The organism is Flavobacterium chungnamense (assembly GCF_039539165.1).
GTDB classification, from domain to species: Bacteria; Bacteroidota; Bacteroidia; order Flavobacteriales; family Flavobacteriaceae; genus Flavobacterium; species Flavobacterium chungnamense.
Genome location: NZ_BAABCS010000021.1, coordinates 246,884 through 264,588 on the forward strand (window position 1 = coordinate 246,884; position 17,705 = coordinate 264,588).

Consider the following 17,705-nt stretch of genomic DNA (forward strand, 5'->3'; position numbering starts at 1 on the left):
AATAAAAAAACGGCACTCTTGATTAAGAATGCCGTTTTTTAATATTAATTTTAAACTTGTTTAACTAGAAGTTGTAGCTTAATGTAAAGTTCCAAGTTCTACCAAAACCAAAGTAAACTGCGTTAGTCTGGTCTATACCTTTGTATGTTTTTAAAGTATTCAAATAAGTGTTGTACTGAGCTGGCGTTCCAAAATCAGATTCTACTTTTACGTGATTATTAGTGCTTGACTCAGCAATATAAATTTTATCTAAAAGATTGTTTACGTTTAATCTGAAATTTACATTGTCTGATTTGTTTTTTCCAACTAACATTTTGTATGAGAAACCAGCATCAACTAATCCAAAAGAAGGTAATTGAAGCGCTCCTTTATTTAATTGATTTGAGAAATTAGCAGGAGAAATATTTGCATACAATTTATCTGAATAGATATAAGTTGCATCTAATATTACTCTTTTAACAACTTCATACGATCCTCCTAAAGAAGCTGTCATTTGAGCAGCGTTACCAACTTTTACTTTGTCAAGATATAATGTTGTTGAAGTACCTCCAGAAATTTGATTATTTGTTACATCATATCTATTACTTACACTATTCCCTTTGTAATCCCAGTTTCCTAATGAGAACATACCAGTTACTTTGAATTTTTCTGTAACCTTTGCATTCATATCAACTTCAACTCCAGAGTGAACTTCTGTAATTCCTGAGAAATCGTAATATCCTCCTGGATTATCAGCAGCTAAATCATTTGAACGTTGGTATCTATCTTTCCAAGTAGTATTATACAAATTCACATTAGCATTGAATTTTGAAGATCTAAATCCATATCCTGCTTCAAAACCTGTAATCTTTTCATTAACTAAATTACCATTAACAACTGATGCATTGTTAGGATAAACAGCATTGAAAAATGGTTGTTTAGAATAATAACCTGCATTTACAAATACATTGTGGTGAGAGTTAATGTTATAATTAATACCTCCTTTTACATTACCTCCAAGAATGTTTTCATAGTCTGTAGAAGATAGTGGGTTAGAAGCTAAATATTTAAAATAATCAACTCTTTTGAAACCTTGTTGAGATACTGCTGCTTGAATAAAAGCAGTTACTTTTTCTGTAGAATATTCTAATTGAGTAAACGCTCCTAACCAATTTACATTTCCATCATTATTGTAAGATACTTTTTGTTGGTGATCTACATTAAAGAAAGGATTAAAACTTGGCGTTGATTCATAAGTTTGGTATAATACTCTATTTGGGTCATTCCCATTTCCATTTGAGTAAACTCCATTAACAGGAAGTGGTGTATTATCTTTAAAGAAATAACCTCCTACTAAATCATTTACATTTTGATAATGAATTCCTTTGTAAGTTCTTACATCAACTCCAAAATCAAAAGTCAATTTATCATTAAATTTAGTATTTAAACTTGCTACTCCACCATACCAGTTATGAGAGTTGATAGATGCAATTTTTGAAATACCATTTGTTGTATTTGCAGCATTAGTACTTACTGTTGTGCTTATGTATTTACCTCCATCTAAAGTTCTAGTTGTATTTCCAAATCCAGGAATAAATGTTGATTGCCCACTATTCCATGAATAAATATTATCAACATTGATTGTTCCATCTGCTCTTCTGAAAGCAGCAGCTGTGTTGGCTAAACCTCTAATTCTACCAGCAGCATTAGTTCCACCACCTCTACCCCATGATCCATAAAGAACAGTAGATAATTTAGTTTTTTCTGTAATTTTATAATCCCAGTTCAAAGACATTACTGGTTTGTGGTAGTAATTAGTTCTAAAGTTAAATTCATTACCATTTAACAAACCCCAATCAGCATTGTATCTAACATTAGGCTCTCCACCTTCACCATATTTAATATAGTCAGCAATAGAAATTGCAGTTCCTCTTTGGTTGTGCCATTGTGGAGCTCCAGTGAAAGTAAATTGAAGTTCATGTTTTGGATTAATTTCATATCCTAAAGCGAAGAAATAGTTAGCACCTTCAAACTTCGTCCCATCTATATATCCATCACCTCTTGTTTGGCTCATTAAAAATGAAGCAGACAATCCATTTTTCATTTTTCCAGTAGAATAAGAAGCTTGTGTTTTTAGATAATCACTATTAGCTACACCAACACCAACAGAACCACCTTCTTTCATATCTGAAGTTTTTGTGATTACGTTAATTGTTCCTCCCACAGAAGAAATTGCTAATTTTGAAGAACCTAAACCTCTTTGAACTTGCATAGCAGAAGTTACATCTGACAATCCAGCCCAGTTACTCCAGAATACACGGCTATTTTCCATATCATTTACTGGAACTCCGTTTATCATTACTGCAATATTTTCTTGAGCAAAACCACGAATTGTAACTCTAGAGTCACCAAAACCTCCACCAGCTTTCGAAGCGTAAACTGAAGGTGTACTTTTCAATATTTCTGGAAATTCTTGATTTCCTAATTTTTGTTGAATTTCAGAAGCTCTAATAGTTGATACTGCAACTGGTGTTTTTCTGTCTTTAGCAACGTCAATAATTGTACTTTTAATCACTACTTCTTCCAATTGACTTGCATCAGAAGCTAATTTTATTGATCCCAAATCAACAGTTTCTCCATTTTTAACTGTGAAATTAACTGTTTGTGTTTTGTAACCGATGTAAGAAATAACTACTTGCCCAGATGAAGCAGTAGTATTTAATGTAAATTTACCATCAATGTCTGTTGAAGCTCCTGTAGAAGATCCTTTAACTACCACATTTACACCAGGTAATCCTGCATTTAATTCACTGTCTAATATTGTTCCTTTAATTTTTCCTTGAGAAAACATTACTGTTGCCATCAAAAGAAACATTACTGAAAATAAATTAGTTGTAACTTTTTTCATGTTATTTTGGTTTTTAAATTATTTGTGCAAAATTGTAACTTTATTACTTTAGATATGTTAAGCTAATGTTAACAAAGTGTTTTTTGTTGCATTTTTCTTAGTCAATTTTGTTTTTGTGGTGAAAATTTGTGATAAATATAATTTTTTATGATAATTAATAAAAAAACCTCAATATTTTTGCATATTGAGGTTTAAATTGGGATTGTTATTGTTTTATTTTTACTTATTATCAAGGAAATGTTTTAGTAAAAAAGAAGTTGAATTATCGTGATTGTTAACTTTTTTAGAATTTATTTCCTCTAAAATTGAATTAGCCAACTGCTTTCCAAGTTCAACTCCCCATTGGTCATAACTAAAAATATTCCAAATAACTCCTTGAACAAATATTTTATGCTCGTACAAAGCTATCAATGAACCTAATGATTCTGGAGTTAATTTTTGAATTAAAACAGTATTGGTAGGTTTATTACCTGAAAAAACTTTGAATGGCAAAAGGAATTCAGCTTTTTCAGTTGAAACTGCTTGTTTATCAAATTCAGCTTTTACTTGCTCTGGCGTTTTTCCGTTTAACAAAGCTTCTGTTTGAGCAAAGAAATTAGACATCAACTTGTTATGATGATCGTTATTGCCATATAAAGGTTTAACATAACCAATAAAATCAGTCGGAATCAATTTTGTTCCTTGATGAATCAATTGAAAAAAGGCATGTTGTGAATTGGTTCCTGGCTCACCCCAAATGATAGTTCCTGTTTGATAATTTACTGGTTTACCATCTCTCCCAATACTTTTGCCGTTACTTTCCATAATTCCTTGTTGCAAATATGGAGCTAGTTTTTGTAAATATTGTGTATATGGAATTAATGCTTCACTTTCAGCACCAAAAAAGTTATTGTACCAAATGCTTAATAGAGCCAAAACTACTGGGATGTTTTTATCAAAAGTCTCCGTTTTAAAATGCTCATCCATCTTGTTGGCTCCTTTTAATAAACTATCAAAATTATCAAATCCAACAGCTAGAGAAATAGATAATCCGACAGCGCTCCAAAGCGAAAAACGTCCTCCTACCCAATCCCACATTGGAAAAATATTATTTGTGTCAATTCCAAATTCTGTTACTTTTTGGATATTTGTTGAAACTGCTACGAAATGTTTAGCAACATCTTCATGTTGGGCCGATTTTAAAAACCAAGATCTAATCGTTTCAGAATTAGTAAGGGTTTCTTGTGTAGTAAAAGTTTTGGAAACAATTACAAAAAGTGTTGTTTCAGGATTTATTTTTTTTATAATTTCATTTACATGATCACCATCTACATTAGAAACGAAATGAACGTTTAAATGATTTTTATAATATTGCAAAGCTTCTACAACCATTGCTGGTCCTAAATCTGAACCTCCAATTCCTATATTTACAACATCTGTAAATGATTTTCCTGTATAACCTTTTCTCTCTCCAGAAACAATTTCATTGGTAAAATTTTTGATTTTATTTTTAACGTCAAAAACTTCAGGCATAACGTTTTTTCCATCAACAAGAATTACTGCGTTTTCAGGAGCTCGCAATGCTGTATGCAAAACAGCTCTGTTTTCTGTTTGATTGATTAAATCACCTGTAAAGTATTTCGAAATAGCATCTTTTAGATTAACTTCATTGGCTAAGTTTAGCAACAAATCTATTGTTTCTTGATTGATATTGTTTTTGGAATAATCAACAAGAAAATCATTCCATTGAATGTGGTATTTTTCAGCTCTTTTCTCATCATTTTGAAACATTTCCTTTATGGAATTATTCTCCATTTTAGTAAAATGATTTTCAAGTTGTTGCCAAGCTTTTGTATGTGTAGGATTAGTGTTCTGTAAAGACATAATTATTAATTTTGAAAAACAAAATTAAATAAAAGATTACAGATAAAGTTACACGAAAATAAAATTGTGTGTATAAAAAGTTATGCAAACGTTGTAGTTGGTAAAAATTAGTTCAATTATAAAATTAATTACTGAATTTTATTTCTGCAACACTATCCAAAGCTCTCTTAAGTGGTCTAATTTGTTCTTTAAATCTTGGAAGATTTCTACTTTCCATTACTTGTGAATTTGGAAGTTTTAGTCTTAATGCATCCACTTGGACACCATTTTTCCAGAAACGATAACATACGTGTGGTCCAGAAGCTAATCCTGTGCTACCAACTTTACCTATTACTTCTCCTTGTTTTACTCTTTGTCCTCTTCTTACAAGAATTCTAGACATATGTAAATATTGTGTAGCATAAGTTTTGTCGTGTTTTACTTTTACAAAATTACCATTACCAGCTGTATATCCTGCTTGTTCTACAACTCCAGCAGCTGTGGTCATAATTGGTGTTCCTGTTGGTGCAGCATAATCGGTTCCTTTATGAGGTTTCCATTTTAATTGTACTGGATGAAATCTGTTTTTAGAAAACTTTGACGTAATGTGAACGAATTTTAATGGTGCTTTTAGGAAAAAGTTCTTTAAAGCTTTTCCTTGATCGTTATAATAATCAACTTTTCCTCCTCTTTCTTGAATGAATGGGAAGGCATAAATTTTCTCTCCTTTATATTCAAAAAATGCAGCTCTCAAACTATCAACACCGTCATAAATAGTGTCGTTTATATATCTTTCTGTAAAACTTAAAGCAAATTTATCACCTTTTTTAGATTTGAAAAAATCAATAGACCATGCAAAAACTTTGGTAAGCTTTCCTGATAATGTTGGGTCAATTTTTAATTCTCTTAAGGTTTTAGTTAATGGACCTGTTAATTCTCCTGCGACAGTTCTAACCTTAAAAGTTAGAGGTCTAGATTTTTTAAATCCAATAACAGAATCTGTCAAATCAACTAAATAATAATCTATTCTATTGGGTTGATAAATTAAATATTGTAGTTTATTGTATTTATCTTTCGATCGTAAACAAACATATGGTCTTTTGTATCCTACACTTGTTGGAAAAGAGTCTTTAATAATTTTTAATATTTCAGATGCTTTTTTTCCGTTTAAATTTTGCTTTTTTAGAATTTTTTCAAAAGTATCTTGTCTATCGATGGTGTCAAAATGAACATTAAATTGATCAAAATGAAATCCGTAATCAACAATTGGTTTGTACGGTTCACTATCTTCAATAACAAAATCTTCCTGAGTATTTTTACAAGAATACACGGAAAATATAACAATTAAAAATAATACTATTTTTCTCAATATGAGTCTTTTATTTTAACAATCTTCACCCCAATTTTTCAACTCTTCCTCACTCCAAAGTTCTGGAAAGAAAATTCTTCTTTGGTATTTTGGATGCATATACTTTTTCCAATCACTTCCTCCAGTTGCTTCTCCTGAACCATGCCCGCTTTCAATATATTTTTTGGCTGCATTCAAGTGTCCCATCACCCATGTAATATTTACAGTTTTGTCGTAGTGACGCATAGCTGCAACCAAATTAGGGTCTTTTTGATCATTCTCAGGTAATTCTTTGAATTTTTGCCAAATATTTATAGTGTTATATTCTTCCATATAACGCAAAAATTCCTCCTTATATTTTCTTTCAAATTCTAAAATTAAAAAAGACTTTTCTCCTGTTTTATAATCCTTGCCAGCTGCTTGCCAGTATAAATGTTCGAAAGCATGCGAATAAGGAGTATTTCTATCAATTGTTGCTCTAAAACGATAGTCAATTAAGTTAATTAAATCTGTTGAAGAAAATTCAATTAATCGGTATTGTGCTGATTGAAAACCACTTGCCGGTGTAAGTGTGTTTCTAAATTTCATATATTGTTCTACTTCCATTCCATCTCCCATAATATCAAATGAAGTAGTTAGCATATCAAAATAACGTGAAATTCTCGTTAATCTATCCGCAAAAAATTTGGTTTCAAGTTTTTTACAATGACATACTTGTTTTATTTCCCAAAGAATCATTTTGAACAATAATTCATTGACTTGATGATACATAATAAAAACCATTTCGTCAGGCAAAATGGTTCTTTGAGTTTGTAAATTTAATAAAGCATCCGTTTGAATATAATCCCAATAGGTAATTGGTTTTGACCAAAGTAAACCTTCTAGATGGGTATCTGTTTTTTGATTTATTGCATCAAATTTCTTTTCTAATTCCTCAATTAAATGAGTTGTTTCTGTGTTCATTTTTTTACTTTTATTGTAAATGGATTTGCTAATCCTTTAAAAGATTCTAAATCAGCTTTAAGAGACCCAACAGCTAAACTGGCTTTAATTCTTAAAGGAAGTTTATTGTCATCATCTGAAATCCAAACAGTTAGACTTTCTTGCTCTTTAAAAACTCTACCAGATTGTACCAATGGTCTAAATATCATACAAGGAACTACTCCAAATTTAGTGTCTAAATCCTCTCTACCTATGAATTTTAACTTAAATTTTGTTGTTTCATCGTCAAAAAACATGTCGATTGCTATAGATTCTCCTACTTTTAGCTTGTCAACATTTGGATGATTTCTCAAATAATAAAAGGTAGATACTATATCTTGAACATTTTCTGGAGTAGTAAACGTTTTGTTAGTATCGTTTTTATAATCTTTTACCAAGATAGTATTTTTATCTTGATTAAAAAAGCCTTCTTGATTTTTTGTATAACCTCCTTCATCAATTTTTCTTACATAATGGTAGGGTTTTCCTGTAACTTTATCAAAATAAGACTCATAGTTATCGTCTACTTTAAAAAACCATTTTGACATACCTGTTGTATATCCACGACCAATTGCATGAAAAACTTTCTTATTGTTTTTTGTAGCTTCTTTAACTTCTAATGTTGCATAACCTGCTGTAACTAATCCGTAATGAATTCTAAATTTAAACCATTCTCCAACATCAAATGCAGAAGATTTTGGAGAATCAAAACTTACTGTTAAAAAAAGAAGCGCTAGTATAATTATCTTTTTCATTTTAAAATACTTTTTATTGATTTAATAACTATAATGCAATTTCTGTTCCAAATGTATTAAAACAAAAAAACTCCGTCAAATATTGACGGAGTTTTTATGCTATTAACCAACCAAAAAACTATAAATTATGAAAAACTTATATAAAACTAGTAAGGAAACCACTCCTTTTCGTTTTGTGAGTACAAAGATAGGAGTGTTTTTGAATTATTCTCAATGAAAAATAAACTTTAACATTTATTTGACAAAAACAACACCACTATAACGTTGTAATTTGATGATTGTTTAATAATTTTTAACTTTTATAGCGTTCCTCTCAAAGCTTGTTCTCTTTCTATTGACTCAAAAAGTGCTTTAAAATTACCTGCTCCAAATCCGGTTGCGCCCATTCTTTGAATGATTTCGAAAAATAAGGTTGGTCGGTCTTCAACTGGTTTGGTGAATATTTGTAAAAGATAACCATCTTCATCCGCATCAACTAAAATCGACAGTCTTTGCAATTCTTTGATATCTTCTTTCATCATGTCTCTATGGACCCCCAATCTGTTTGGAATATCATCATAATATGCTTGTGGAGGTGGTGGTAAAAATTCTACTCCACGAGCTTTTAAACCAGCGACAGTTTTTATAATATCATCCGTTGCCACTGCTAAATGCTGAACACCAGAATCTTCATAAAAATCTAAATATTCTTCAATTTGTGATTTTTTATTTCCTTTTGCTGGTTCGTTTATTGGAAATTTAATTCTTCCGTTACCGTTGCTCATTACTTTACTCATTAAAGCTGAATATTCGGTGTGGATTTGAGTATCATCAAAAGATAAGAAATTTTCAAATCCCATTACGTCTTCATACCATTTTACCCATTGATTCATTTGTCCCCAACCCACATTTCCAACCATATGGTCAACGTATTTTAGTCCGAGTGGTTCTGGATTATATTCTGATTTCCATTCTACAAAACCTGGCAAAAATGCACCATTGTAGTTTTTTCTTTCAACAAATATGTGTACCGTTTCACCATAAGTGTAAATTCCTGAACGAACCACTTCTCCATGCTCATCTTTTTCTACTGTAGGTTCCATAAATGGTTTTGCACCACGTTTAGTGGTTTCTTCAAATGCAGATTTTGCATCTTCAACCCAAAGAGCAATCACTTTTACACCATCACCATGTTTACGCAAATGGTCATTGATTGGTGAATTACTATTTAATGGCGTTGTTAATACCAAACGAATTTTGTCTTGTTTCAAAACGTAACTAACAGAATCTTTAGACCCTGTTTCTAATCCGCGATAGGCGTGTGATTGATATCCAAAAGCTGTTTTGTAATAATGTGCCGATTGTTTTGCGTTACCAACGTAAAATTCAACATAATCTGTACCTAACAGTGGAAGAAAATCTTGTGCTCCACTGAATATTTTTTCTAGTCCGTATTCTACGGATTTTACTTCTTTTGACATTTTTTATTTATTTTTTAAAATCCAAAAATTTTTAACTTTTCAGAAATGATTTGATTTAATTACTCTACCCAAGATTTATAATACTTTCCATCATCCAATCCCATTGCTTCTTCTGTAACCATTAATGGACGAAAAGTATCTACCATAACAGCTAACTCTTCGGTAATTGTTTTGCCAATACTGCGCTCCATTGCGCCTGGAGCTGGACCATGAGGAATTCCTTTTGGATGCAATGTAATATGACCCTGTTCGATGTTATTTCTTGACATAAAATCGCCATCTACGTAATATAAAACCTCATCGGAATCGATATTGCTATGATTGTATGGTGCTGGAATTGCCTTTGGATGATAATCGTACAATCTTGGACAAAACGAACAAACTACAAATGTTGATGTTTCAAAAGTTTGATGTACTGGTGGCGGTTGATGTACTCTACCTGTAATTGGCTCAAAGTTGTGAATGGAGAATCCGTATGGAAAATTATAACCATCCCAACCTACAACGTCAAAAGGATGTGTTGCATAAACAACTTCGTGTATCATTCCTTCTTTTTTTATTTTGATAGTGAAATCTCCTTTTTCATCGTGCGTTTCTAATTCGGTTGGCAATTTAAAATCGCGTTCGCAAAATGGTGAATGTTCTAGATGTTGACCTGACTCGTTTTTATATCGTTTTGGTGTGTAAAAAGGCGCAAAACTTTCTACGTAGAACAATCGGTTATCTTTGGTGTTGAATTGAATTTGGTAAATCATTCCGCGTGGAATAATAAGATAATCTCCATATTCAAAATCGATGTTTCCCATCATAGTTCTTAATTTTCCGCTTCCTTTGTGGATGAAAATCATTTCGTCGGCATCGGCATTTTTATAGAAATATTCTGTAAGCGATTTTTTTGGCGCTGCCAATCCGATAGTACAATCTTTGTTGACCAACATTGCTTTTCGAGAATCTAAAAAATCGTCTTCTGGCTTAAGTTCAAATCCTTTTAGCAATAACGATTTTATATTTTTGCCAATGGCTATTTTTGGTTCAACTGAATAGGATTTTGTTATTTCTTTAATCTGAGTTGGTCTATGAACATGGTACAATAAAGACGAATGTCCATGAAAACCTTCGGTTCCAAATAGTTGTTCGTAATATAATCCGCCATTTGGTTTTTCGAATTGTGTGTGTCTTTTTTGAGGAAAATTTCCTAATTTATGATATATAGGCATTTGTTAAATATTAGATTTACGATATTAAATATTAGATTTTGTAAAACTAAAAAGAAACTCACTCAGGATTTCTCTTGATGAGGAATTTTAAATGGATTAATAAGTTGTCCCATTTTTTCATTTAACAAATATCGGAAAAATATTTTTTAGTAGGTGTTAATTAAAAAATATTTATAAAATGAAAAAAGCATTAAAAATGATTGATCATTTTTAATGCTTTTTTCAGAATATTCTGAAAATAAAATTATTTAGGATTGTTCAAATTACTATGCTTTTTACTATATCCAAAATATATTATCAATCCTAGTGCTAACCAAACTGCAAGTCTTAACCAGTTAGTCCATCCTAAACCATAGATCATTGCTAAACAAACAAAAACCCCTAATATTGGAACTAAAGGAACTAAAGGTGTTTTAAATTCACGTTTCATATCAGGTTCTGTTTTTCTCAAAACAATTACAGAAATACAAACTAAAATAAACGCAAACAATGTTCCTATACTTGTCATATCACCAACAATATCTCCAGGCACAAAAGCCGCAAACAATCCTACAATAACTAAAATAGCAAGATTTGCTTTGTAAGGCGTTTTATATTTTGAGTGTAAATCTCCAAAAGCTTTTGGCAATAAACCATCACGTCCCATAGCGTAGAATACTCTCGATTGCCCTAGTAACATTACTAAAATTACAGATGTAAATCCAAATAAAATAGCTACTGTTACAAATTGTGCTAACCATCCAAAACCAGGCATCGATGATGTTATTGCATTAGCAACAGAAGCTTCTTTTCCTCCATTTCTGAAGAAATCAACAGATTCTAAACCTGTTAATACATGAGCAAAAAGAATATATAAAATCGTACAAATAGCTAATGAACCTAAAATTCCTATAGGCATATCGCGTTTTGGATTTTTTGTTTCTTGAGCTGCAGTACTTACAGCGTCAAAACCAATGAATGCAAAGAATACTGTTCCAGCGGCACCAAGAATTCCCATAATGCCTCCGAAATTATGACCAACTCCGTGTTCGTCTGTAAAAACTGAACTTTCAGGAATGTAAGGAGTATGATTCTCAGGATTGATAAAGCTCCATCCAAAAACGATAATCATTACAACAATTGCTACTTTTACAACAACAATAATTCCATTTACAAAAGCTGATTCTTGAGTTCCTTTTATTAAAAGCAAGCTAATTACTGCAACGATAAACAATGCAGGTAAATTTATCATACCTGAAACACCATCAGCTGAAGTTTGAAATGGAGAATGGCATAATTCATATGGAATTGGACTAGTATGGAGGACATTGACCAGAAGATTATTGAGATATTCGCTCCAAGCAATTCCAACTGTAGCAGCTCCAACAGCATATTCTAATATTAAATCCCAACCAATAATCCACGCAAGTAATTCTCCCATTGTTGCATAAGTATAGGTGTAGGCACTTCCAGAAATTGGAATAGATGATGATAATTCTGCATAACATAAACCAGCTAGCGCACAACCAATTGCAGCAACTATAAAACCAATTGTAACTGATGGACCGGCATTTTGAGCCGCAGCTGTTGCTGTTCTAACAAAAAGTCCTGCTCCAATAATAGCTCCAATTCCTAATGCTACTAATGACCAAGCTGTTAATGTTCTTTTTAATCCTTTTTCAGAGTCTGATGCTTCAGCGAGCAACATAGACATAGGTTTTCTTTTCCAAATAGACATAATGTAGTTTTTTAGTTTATTGTGTTCAAATATACTTTTTTTGTTTAATAATTTTACGAAAATAGAAAAATTATAGGTTTAAAACCAAAATCCAATATTAATCCAAGTAAATCCTTTGGGTAATTCTGGCGACCATGAATATTTAATTTCAATTGGTCCTAAAACGGTTTCAAGTCCGTATCCAACTGCATATCCAGAGTATCTTGGTGTTGAAAGCCAATTACCTGAACTAAATAATTTATTTTCTACATTGGCATAATTAGCAGAAAAATTAATGTGGTTTTTCTTTAAGAACTCCACATCTATTGTAGCTAATGATTTTATATAGCTATCTGATGAGATACTTAAAAAATCATAGCCATAAAAGTGTCTAAAATTGTTTATTGTATTAAATCCGTAACCTCCTAAAACAAAATCTAAGAAATGAACACTATCTTCTCCAAAAGAGAAACCAGCTTCAGATTGTAGTCTTAGATTGAATATTTTATAAAAAGTTCTTGTGATTCCTGCCTCTCCTTTTAAAATTGAAAATCTATTGAATTGATTTGTATAATTACTGGAATACAAATAGGTTTGTAAATCTCCATCAAAAAACCATCCTTTTTTAGGGAAAAATTTATTATCAAATGAATCATATTTTAAATAACTAAATGCACTTGCATAATTACTATTTTCAAAAATTGTTTTATTACTTTCTAGTGTTTTTGATCTAATTCTTAAATGTTTTAATTCTACTCCAGCTCCAATTAAAAACTTTTGAGCAAAAATTGTCTGAACATAGGCTTGATTTGTAATATCAGAAAAATCTATGTTTAGAGAATTTATTCCATATTGTGAAAAGAGATTTCCATCATTAAAGTCGGTTACAACATTTTTATTAAATTGATTAAATCGAGATTTAAAACCAAAACTAAAATAAAACCCGTTATCAATATAATAGTTAAGGTTGTATCTGAAATTATCTCCAAGTCCAAAATCTATTGCTAAAACGTCGTTTCTTAAAAAGAGTTTTTTCTGTGTTAGATTAACTAAAACTGCACTTTTATATAAGTCATCATAATGTAATCCGAATTTTAAAAACGTTTTATTTTTGTTCTCAATTAGGTTTAAATTTACATCATCGCCGTTTATTAATTCATTAATTTGGTAGTTAATAGCGCTAAAATTTCCTGTTGCATCAAGAGTATTGATACCTGTTTTTAACTGATCATAACTAATCTTACTTCCTCTTTTAAAACCAAGTTTTCCGATTACATATGCATGTGTGTAATCTTTAAGGGTATTGATTGTTATCCTCTTAACATCAAGGCTGTCTTTAGTTACGCTTAATTTTTGCGCTTTATAATTTATTGTTTCAGAACTCAACTTTTTTAATTGATCAAATACTTTTAAAGCCGATTCTTCACCTTTTTGAATGATTTCTTGACCTTTGTCAAAAGTGATTACTGTATAGTCTTTAATATCAGGTTTTATATAAATATCAGTTTTTTTTATCTTCTCCTTCATACCTTCAATCATCTGAAGATTTGAAATTTGAACCAAAATCTTTGTAGCTTCTTTCAATGAATTTCTTCCTTTTAATCCATCTTGAACGTCAACACCAATGATGATGTCAGCTCCCATTTTTTTTACTTCATCAATTGGGTAATTATTAGTTACACCTCCATCTATCAACATTTTTCCATCAATTTCAATTGGAGAAAACAATGTTGGAAAAGCCGAACTAGCTAAAAGTGCTTGAGGTAAATATCCTTTATTTAAAACTAATTGTTCTCCAGTTTCTATATCTGTTGCAATACATAAAAAAGGAATTGAAAGTTTATTAAAATCTCTAATATGTCTAACTGAATGTGTGAGTTTTGTAAGTAAATTATAATTATACATCCCTTTTGAAAGTGCTATTGGAACTCCCAAACTGAATTTATTGAATGGTAATGAAATAGCGTAAAGCTCGTCGTTACGCTTTTCATAAAAACTTTTTGATGACCTTGGTATGTAATCTTTTAAAAGTTCATCAAAATTTGTGTCGTGAAAGATGGAATCTATTTGCATGGCGTTATATCCTGTAGCATATAATCCTCCAACTACAGCGCCCATACTTGTTCCTCCAATATAATCTATTTTGACTCCAGCTTTTTCTAACACTTTTAAAACTCCAATATGGGCAAATCCTTTTGCTCCACCACCGGTTAAGACCAAACCTATTTTTTTTCTTTGAATGGTGTCTTGTGAATAACAATTTTGAGAAAATAGAAAGTAGAAAATAGAAAATAGAGAAAGTGCGATTACCTTTCTATAAATAATTCTAGATTTAAATTTTTGATTAATCATTTTCTCAAAATTTGAAAACTTATTCTTTGTTGTAAAATTCGATAATTTTTTTGGATTTAGATACACCAACAACGTCAGAAATTTCTTTTTCTGTGGCTAATTTTAATCTTTTAACACTTTTAAAATGTTTTATTAACGTTAGCATGGTCTTTTCTCCAATTCCAGGAATGGTTTCTATGGATGAATTTAATGCAGATTTGCTTCGTTTGTCACGATGGAATGTGATTCCGAATCGGTGTGCTTCGTTTCGTAAAAACTGAATAACTTTAAGCGTTTCCGATTTTTTGTCGAGATACAACGGAACCGAATCGCCAGGATAAAAGAGTTCTTCTAAACGTTTTGCAATTCCAATAATGGCAATTTTTCCTCGTAAACCTAAATCATCGATACTTTTTAATGCTGATGAAAGTTGTCCTTTTCCACCATCAATGATGATTAGTTGTGGCAAAGGTTGGTTTTCGTCTAAAAGACGTTTGTATCTTCGGTAAACAACTTCTTCCATTGAGGCAAAATCGTTTGGTCCTTCAACAGTTTTAATATTGAAATGTCGGTAATCTTTTTTGAAAGGTTTTCCGTCTTTAAAAACTACGCAAGCTGCAACTGGATTGGTTCCTTGAATGTTGGAATTATCAAAACATTCTATGTGTCGTGGCTCGACAGAAAGACGTAAATCTTTTTGCATTTGCGCCATAATTCGATTGGTATGACGTTCTGGATCTACTATTTGAATTTGTTTTAATTGGTCTAATCGGTAATATTTTGCATTTCTTTCTGACAATTCTAAAATATGTTTTTTGTCGCCGAGTTGTGGAACGGTAACTTTAATTTTATCACCAAAATCTAATGGAAAAGGCAAAATTATTTCGCGCGAAAGCAAATGAAATCTTTCACGTAGTTCAACAACGGCAAGTTCTAGAAGCTCTTGGTCGGTTTCATCTAATTTCTTTTTTAGTTCTAATGTATACGAACGAATTATTGCTCCGTGCGCGATTTGAAGGAAATTTACATACGCCATTGTTTCATCCGAAACGATAGAAAACACATCGATATTGGATATTTTCGGATTCAAAATTGTTGAACGCGATTGGTAATTTTCGAGAACTTCTATTTTCTCTTTTATTTTTTGTGCTTCTTCAAATTGCATTTCTTGTGCCAAATGAAGCATTTTTATTTTGAAATCTTTCAAACTTTCTTTGAAATTTCCTTTTAGAATTTCGCGAATGACATCGACTTGCTTTTGATAATTTTCTAATAATTCATAGCCTTCACAGCCGCCTTTGCAATTTCCAATGTGAAATTCTAAACAAACTTTGTATTTTCCTTTATCGATATTGTTTTCGGTTAAATCATAATTGCAAGTTCGCAATGGATAAAGTTCTTTTACTAAATCCAAAATCGTGTTTACTGTTTTGAAATTGGTATAAGGCCCAAAATATTCTGAACCATCTTTTATCATTCTACGAGTTGGAAATATTCTAGAAAAAGGTTCTTTTTTAATGCAAATCCACGGATAGGTTTTGTCGTCACGAAGAAGAACATTGTAACGTGGTTGGAGTTTTTTTATTAAATTATTTTCTAACAAAAGTGCATCTTGTTCAGAAGAAACGACTATATGTTTAATGGTTACAATTTTGCGAACCAACACATTCGTTTTTCCGTTATCGTGTACTTTGTTGAAATAAGAAGAAACTCGTTTTTTGAGATTTTTTGCTTTTCCAACGTATAGAATTTTATCCTCTTTATCATAATACTGATACACTCCGGGATTATCGGGAAGCGTTTGTATCTGAAGTTCTAAAGATGGGTTGTTCATTGTTTTTATGAAAATATAGCAAAGAATAAAGAAATAGATTTTGTAAATTATATTCAAACAAATTTAACTTTAAATTCTTCACAAAGCAAATTGTATTTTTTTACTTTTACCACATGTTAAAAAAGGAATTAAGAAAAAAATATAAAGATTTAAGACAAGGTTTGACACCTGAAGCAATTGAAGATAAAAGTTTAGCAATAGCTAATCGATTATTGCAGTTGGATATTTGGGATAAAATCTATTATCATTTGTTCCTATCAATTGAAGAACAAAAAGAAATTCATACGGAATTCATTCTTCAAATTTTAGCCGGAAAAGATAAAGAAATTGTAGTTTCTAAAAGTGATTTTGCTACTTTAGGAATGACACATTTTCTTCTCACAGACAACACCAAATTCAAGAAAAACGAATACAACATTCCAGAACCTGTTGATGGTTTGGAAGTCCCTCTAACTAAAATTGATGTGGTTTTTGTACCGCTTTTAGCTTTTGATTTAAACGGAAATCGAGTTGGTTATGGTAAAGGATTTTATGACAAATTTTTATCCAATTGCAAACCTGAAACCATAAAAATAGGATTATCTTTCTTTGAAGCAGAAGATAAAATTGAAGACATTTCAGACAATGATATTCAATTAGATTTTTGTGTCACTCCAAATAAAATAAATTTTTTCTAAATTGTATCTTCGTCTAATTTATTAGAAAACTTAACGTTGGGTGGAAGTTTTACAGGAGCAAATGCTCTTTTATTAAAGAATATTAATATTCCAACTCCAACAGAAATTGCAAAATCAGCAACATTGAAAATTGCATTAAAAAATCTAAAATCATCTCCGCCCCATACAGGAATCCAACTAGGTAATTTTCCTTCCCATATAGGAAATTCAAACATATCTACTACTCTTCCATGAAACCAATCTCCATAATGTTCTTCTGAGAAATACGTCGCAAGATGATATCTTGTACTTTCTTCAAACATAACTCCATATAAAACAGAATCGATAATATTGCCTAAAGCTCCTGCAAAAATTAAGGCAATTGCTGTAATTAAAAATTTAGATTTTCCTTTTTCAACTGAATCCCACAACCAATATCCAATACCACCAACTGCTAAAATTCTAAATAAAGTTAAGAATAATTTACCATATTCACCTGGTATTTTTGTTCCCCAAGCCATTCCTTCATTTTCAATAAAAGTAATATTAAACCAACTTAAAACATTGTATGATTCACCATAATAAAAATTGGTTTTTACATATACTTTTGAAAATTGATCTACAACTAATATGAGGATTATGATAAGTGCTGCGTGCCTAAGTTTCATTTTTTGATTTTTGTGGTGCAAAAGTACTAC

Annotated in this window: 12 protein-coding genes; 1 reads left to right on the forward strand and 11 read right to left on the reverse strand. The window is 31.0% G+C overall.

Annotated elements, in window-relative coordinates:
- Positions 1-64: 64 nt before the first annotated feature.
- From ABD771_RS13335 to uvrC, 10 genes are all read right to left on the reverse strand, one after another.
- The gene (locus ABD771_RS13335) at positions 65-2,887 is read right to left on the reverse strand and encodes a TonB-dependent receptor (RefSeq protein ID WP_345095398.1); all 2,823 of its coding nucleotides are present in this window, start codon (positions 2,885-2,887) and stop codon (positions 65-67) included.
- Between the two features lie 219 nt (positions 2,888-3,106).
- Positions 3,107-4,750: a glucose-6-phosphate isomerase gene (pgi, locus tag ABD771_RS13340; RefSeq protein ID WP_345095401.1), complete on the reverse strand. Its 1,644-nt coding sequence runs from the start codon at positions 4,748-4,750 to the stop codon at positions 3,107-3,109.
- A 124-nt stretch (positions 4,751-4,874) separates the two neighbouring features.
- A complete protein-coding gene (locus ABD771_RS13345) occupies positions 4,875-6,098 on the reverse strand; it encodes a peptidoglycan DD-metalloendopeptidase family protein (protein ID WP_345095403.1) in 1,224 nt (407 codons plus the stop codon).
- 15 nt (positions 6,099-6,113) lie between these two features.
- Positions 6,114-7,040, reverse strand: a complete 927-nt coding sequence (locus ABD771_RS13350) for a tryptophan 2,3-dioxygenase family protein (protein ID WP_345095405.1) — start codon at positions 7,038-7,040, stop codon at positions 6,114-6,116.
- Positions 7,037-7,813, reverse strand: a complete 777-nt coding sequence (locus tag ABD771_RS13355; RefSeq protein WP_345095407.1) for a DUF3108 domain-containing protein — start codon at positions 7,811-7,813, stop codon at positions 7,037-7,039. Before ABD771_RS13355 ends, ABD771_RS13350 begins: the two co-directional genes overlap by 4 nt.
- 299 nt (positions 7,814-8,112) lie before the next feature.
- Positions 8,113-9,273, reverse strand: a complete 1,161-nt coding sequence (hppD, locus tag ABD771_RS13360) for a 4-hydroxyphenylpyruvate dioxygenase (protein ID WP_345095410.1) — start codon at positions 9,271-9,273, stop codon at positions 8,113-8,115.
- 59 nt (positions 9,274-9,332) lie between these two features.
- Positions 9,333-10,490 (reverse strand): homogentisate 1,2-dioxygenase, encoded by a 1,158-nt coding sequence (locus tag ABD771_RS13365; RefSeq protein WP_345095412.1) that lies wholly within the window; start codon positions 10,488-10,490, stop codon positions 9,333-9,335.
- A gap of 244 nt (positions 10,491-10,734) precedes the next feature.
- Entirely contained in the window at positions 10,735-12,207 is a 1,473-nt protein-coding gene (locus ABD771_RS13370) for an amino acid permease (RefSeq protein ID WP_345095414.1), read from the reverse strand.
- A 78-nt stretch (positions 12,208-12,285) separates the two neighbouring features.
- Positions 12,286-14,538 (reverse strand): patatin-like phospholipase family protein, encoded by a 2,253-nt coding sequence (locus ABD771_RS13375; protein WP_345095416.1) that lies wholly within the window; start codon positions 14,536-14,538, stop codon positions 12,286-12,288.
- A 19-nt stretch (positions 14,539-14,557) separates the two neighbouring features.
- Positions 14,558-16,351 carry an excinuclease ABC subunit UvrC gene (gene uvrC / locus ABD771_RS13380; protein WP_345095418.1) on the reverse strand — a complete coding sequence of 598 codons (1,794 nt, stop codon included), beginning with the start codon at positions 16,349-16,351 and terminating at the stop codon, positions 14,558-14,560.
- Positions 16,352-16,464: 113 nt separating this feature from the next.
- Here uvrC and ABD771_RS13385 point away from each other — a divergent pair, with 113 nt between their 5' ends.
- Positions 16,465-17,028 carry a 5-formyltetrahydrofolate cyclo-ligase gene (locus tag ABD771_RS13385; RefSeq protein ID WP_345095422.1) on the forward strand — a complete coding sequence of 188 codons (564 nt, stop codon included), beginning with the start codon at positions 16,465-16,467 and terminating at the stop codon, positions 17,026-17,028.
- On the opposite strand, the gene ABD771_RS13390 is transcribed toward ABD771_RS13385, so the two are convergent.
- Positions 17,025-17,675, reverse strand: a complete 651-nt coding sequence (locus tag ABD771_RS13390; RefSeq protein ID WP_345095425.1) for a lipoprotein signal peptidase — start codon at positions 17,673-17,675, stop codon at positions 17,025-17,027. The two genes, ABD771_RS13385 and ABD771_RS13390, sit on opposite strands and share 4 nt — an antisense overlap.
- Positions 17,676-17,705 lie beyond the last annotated feature (30 nt).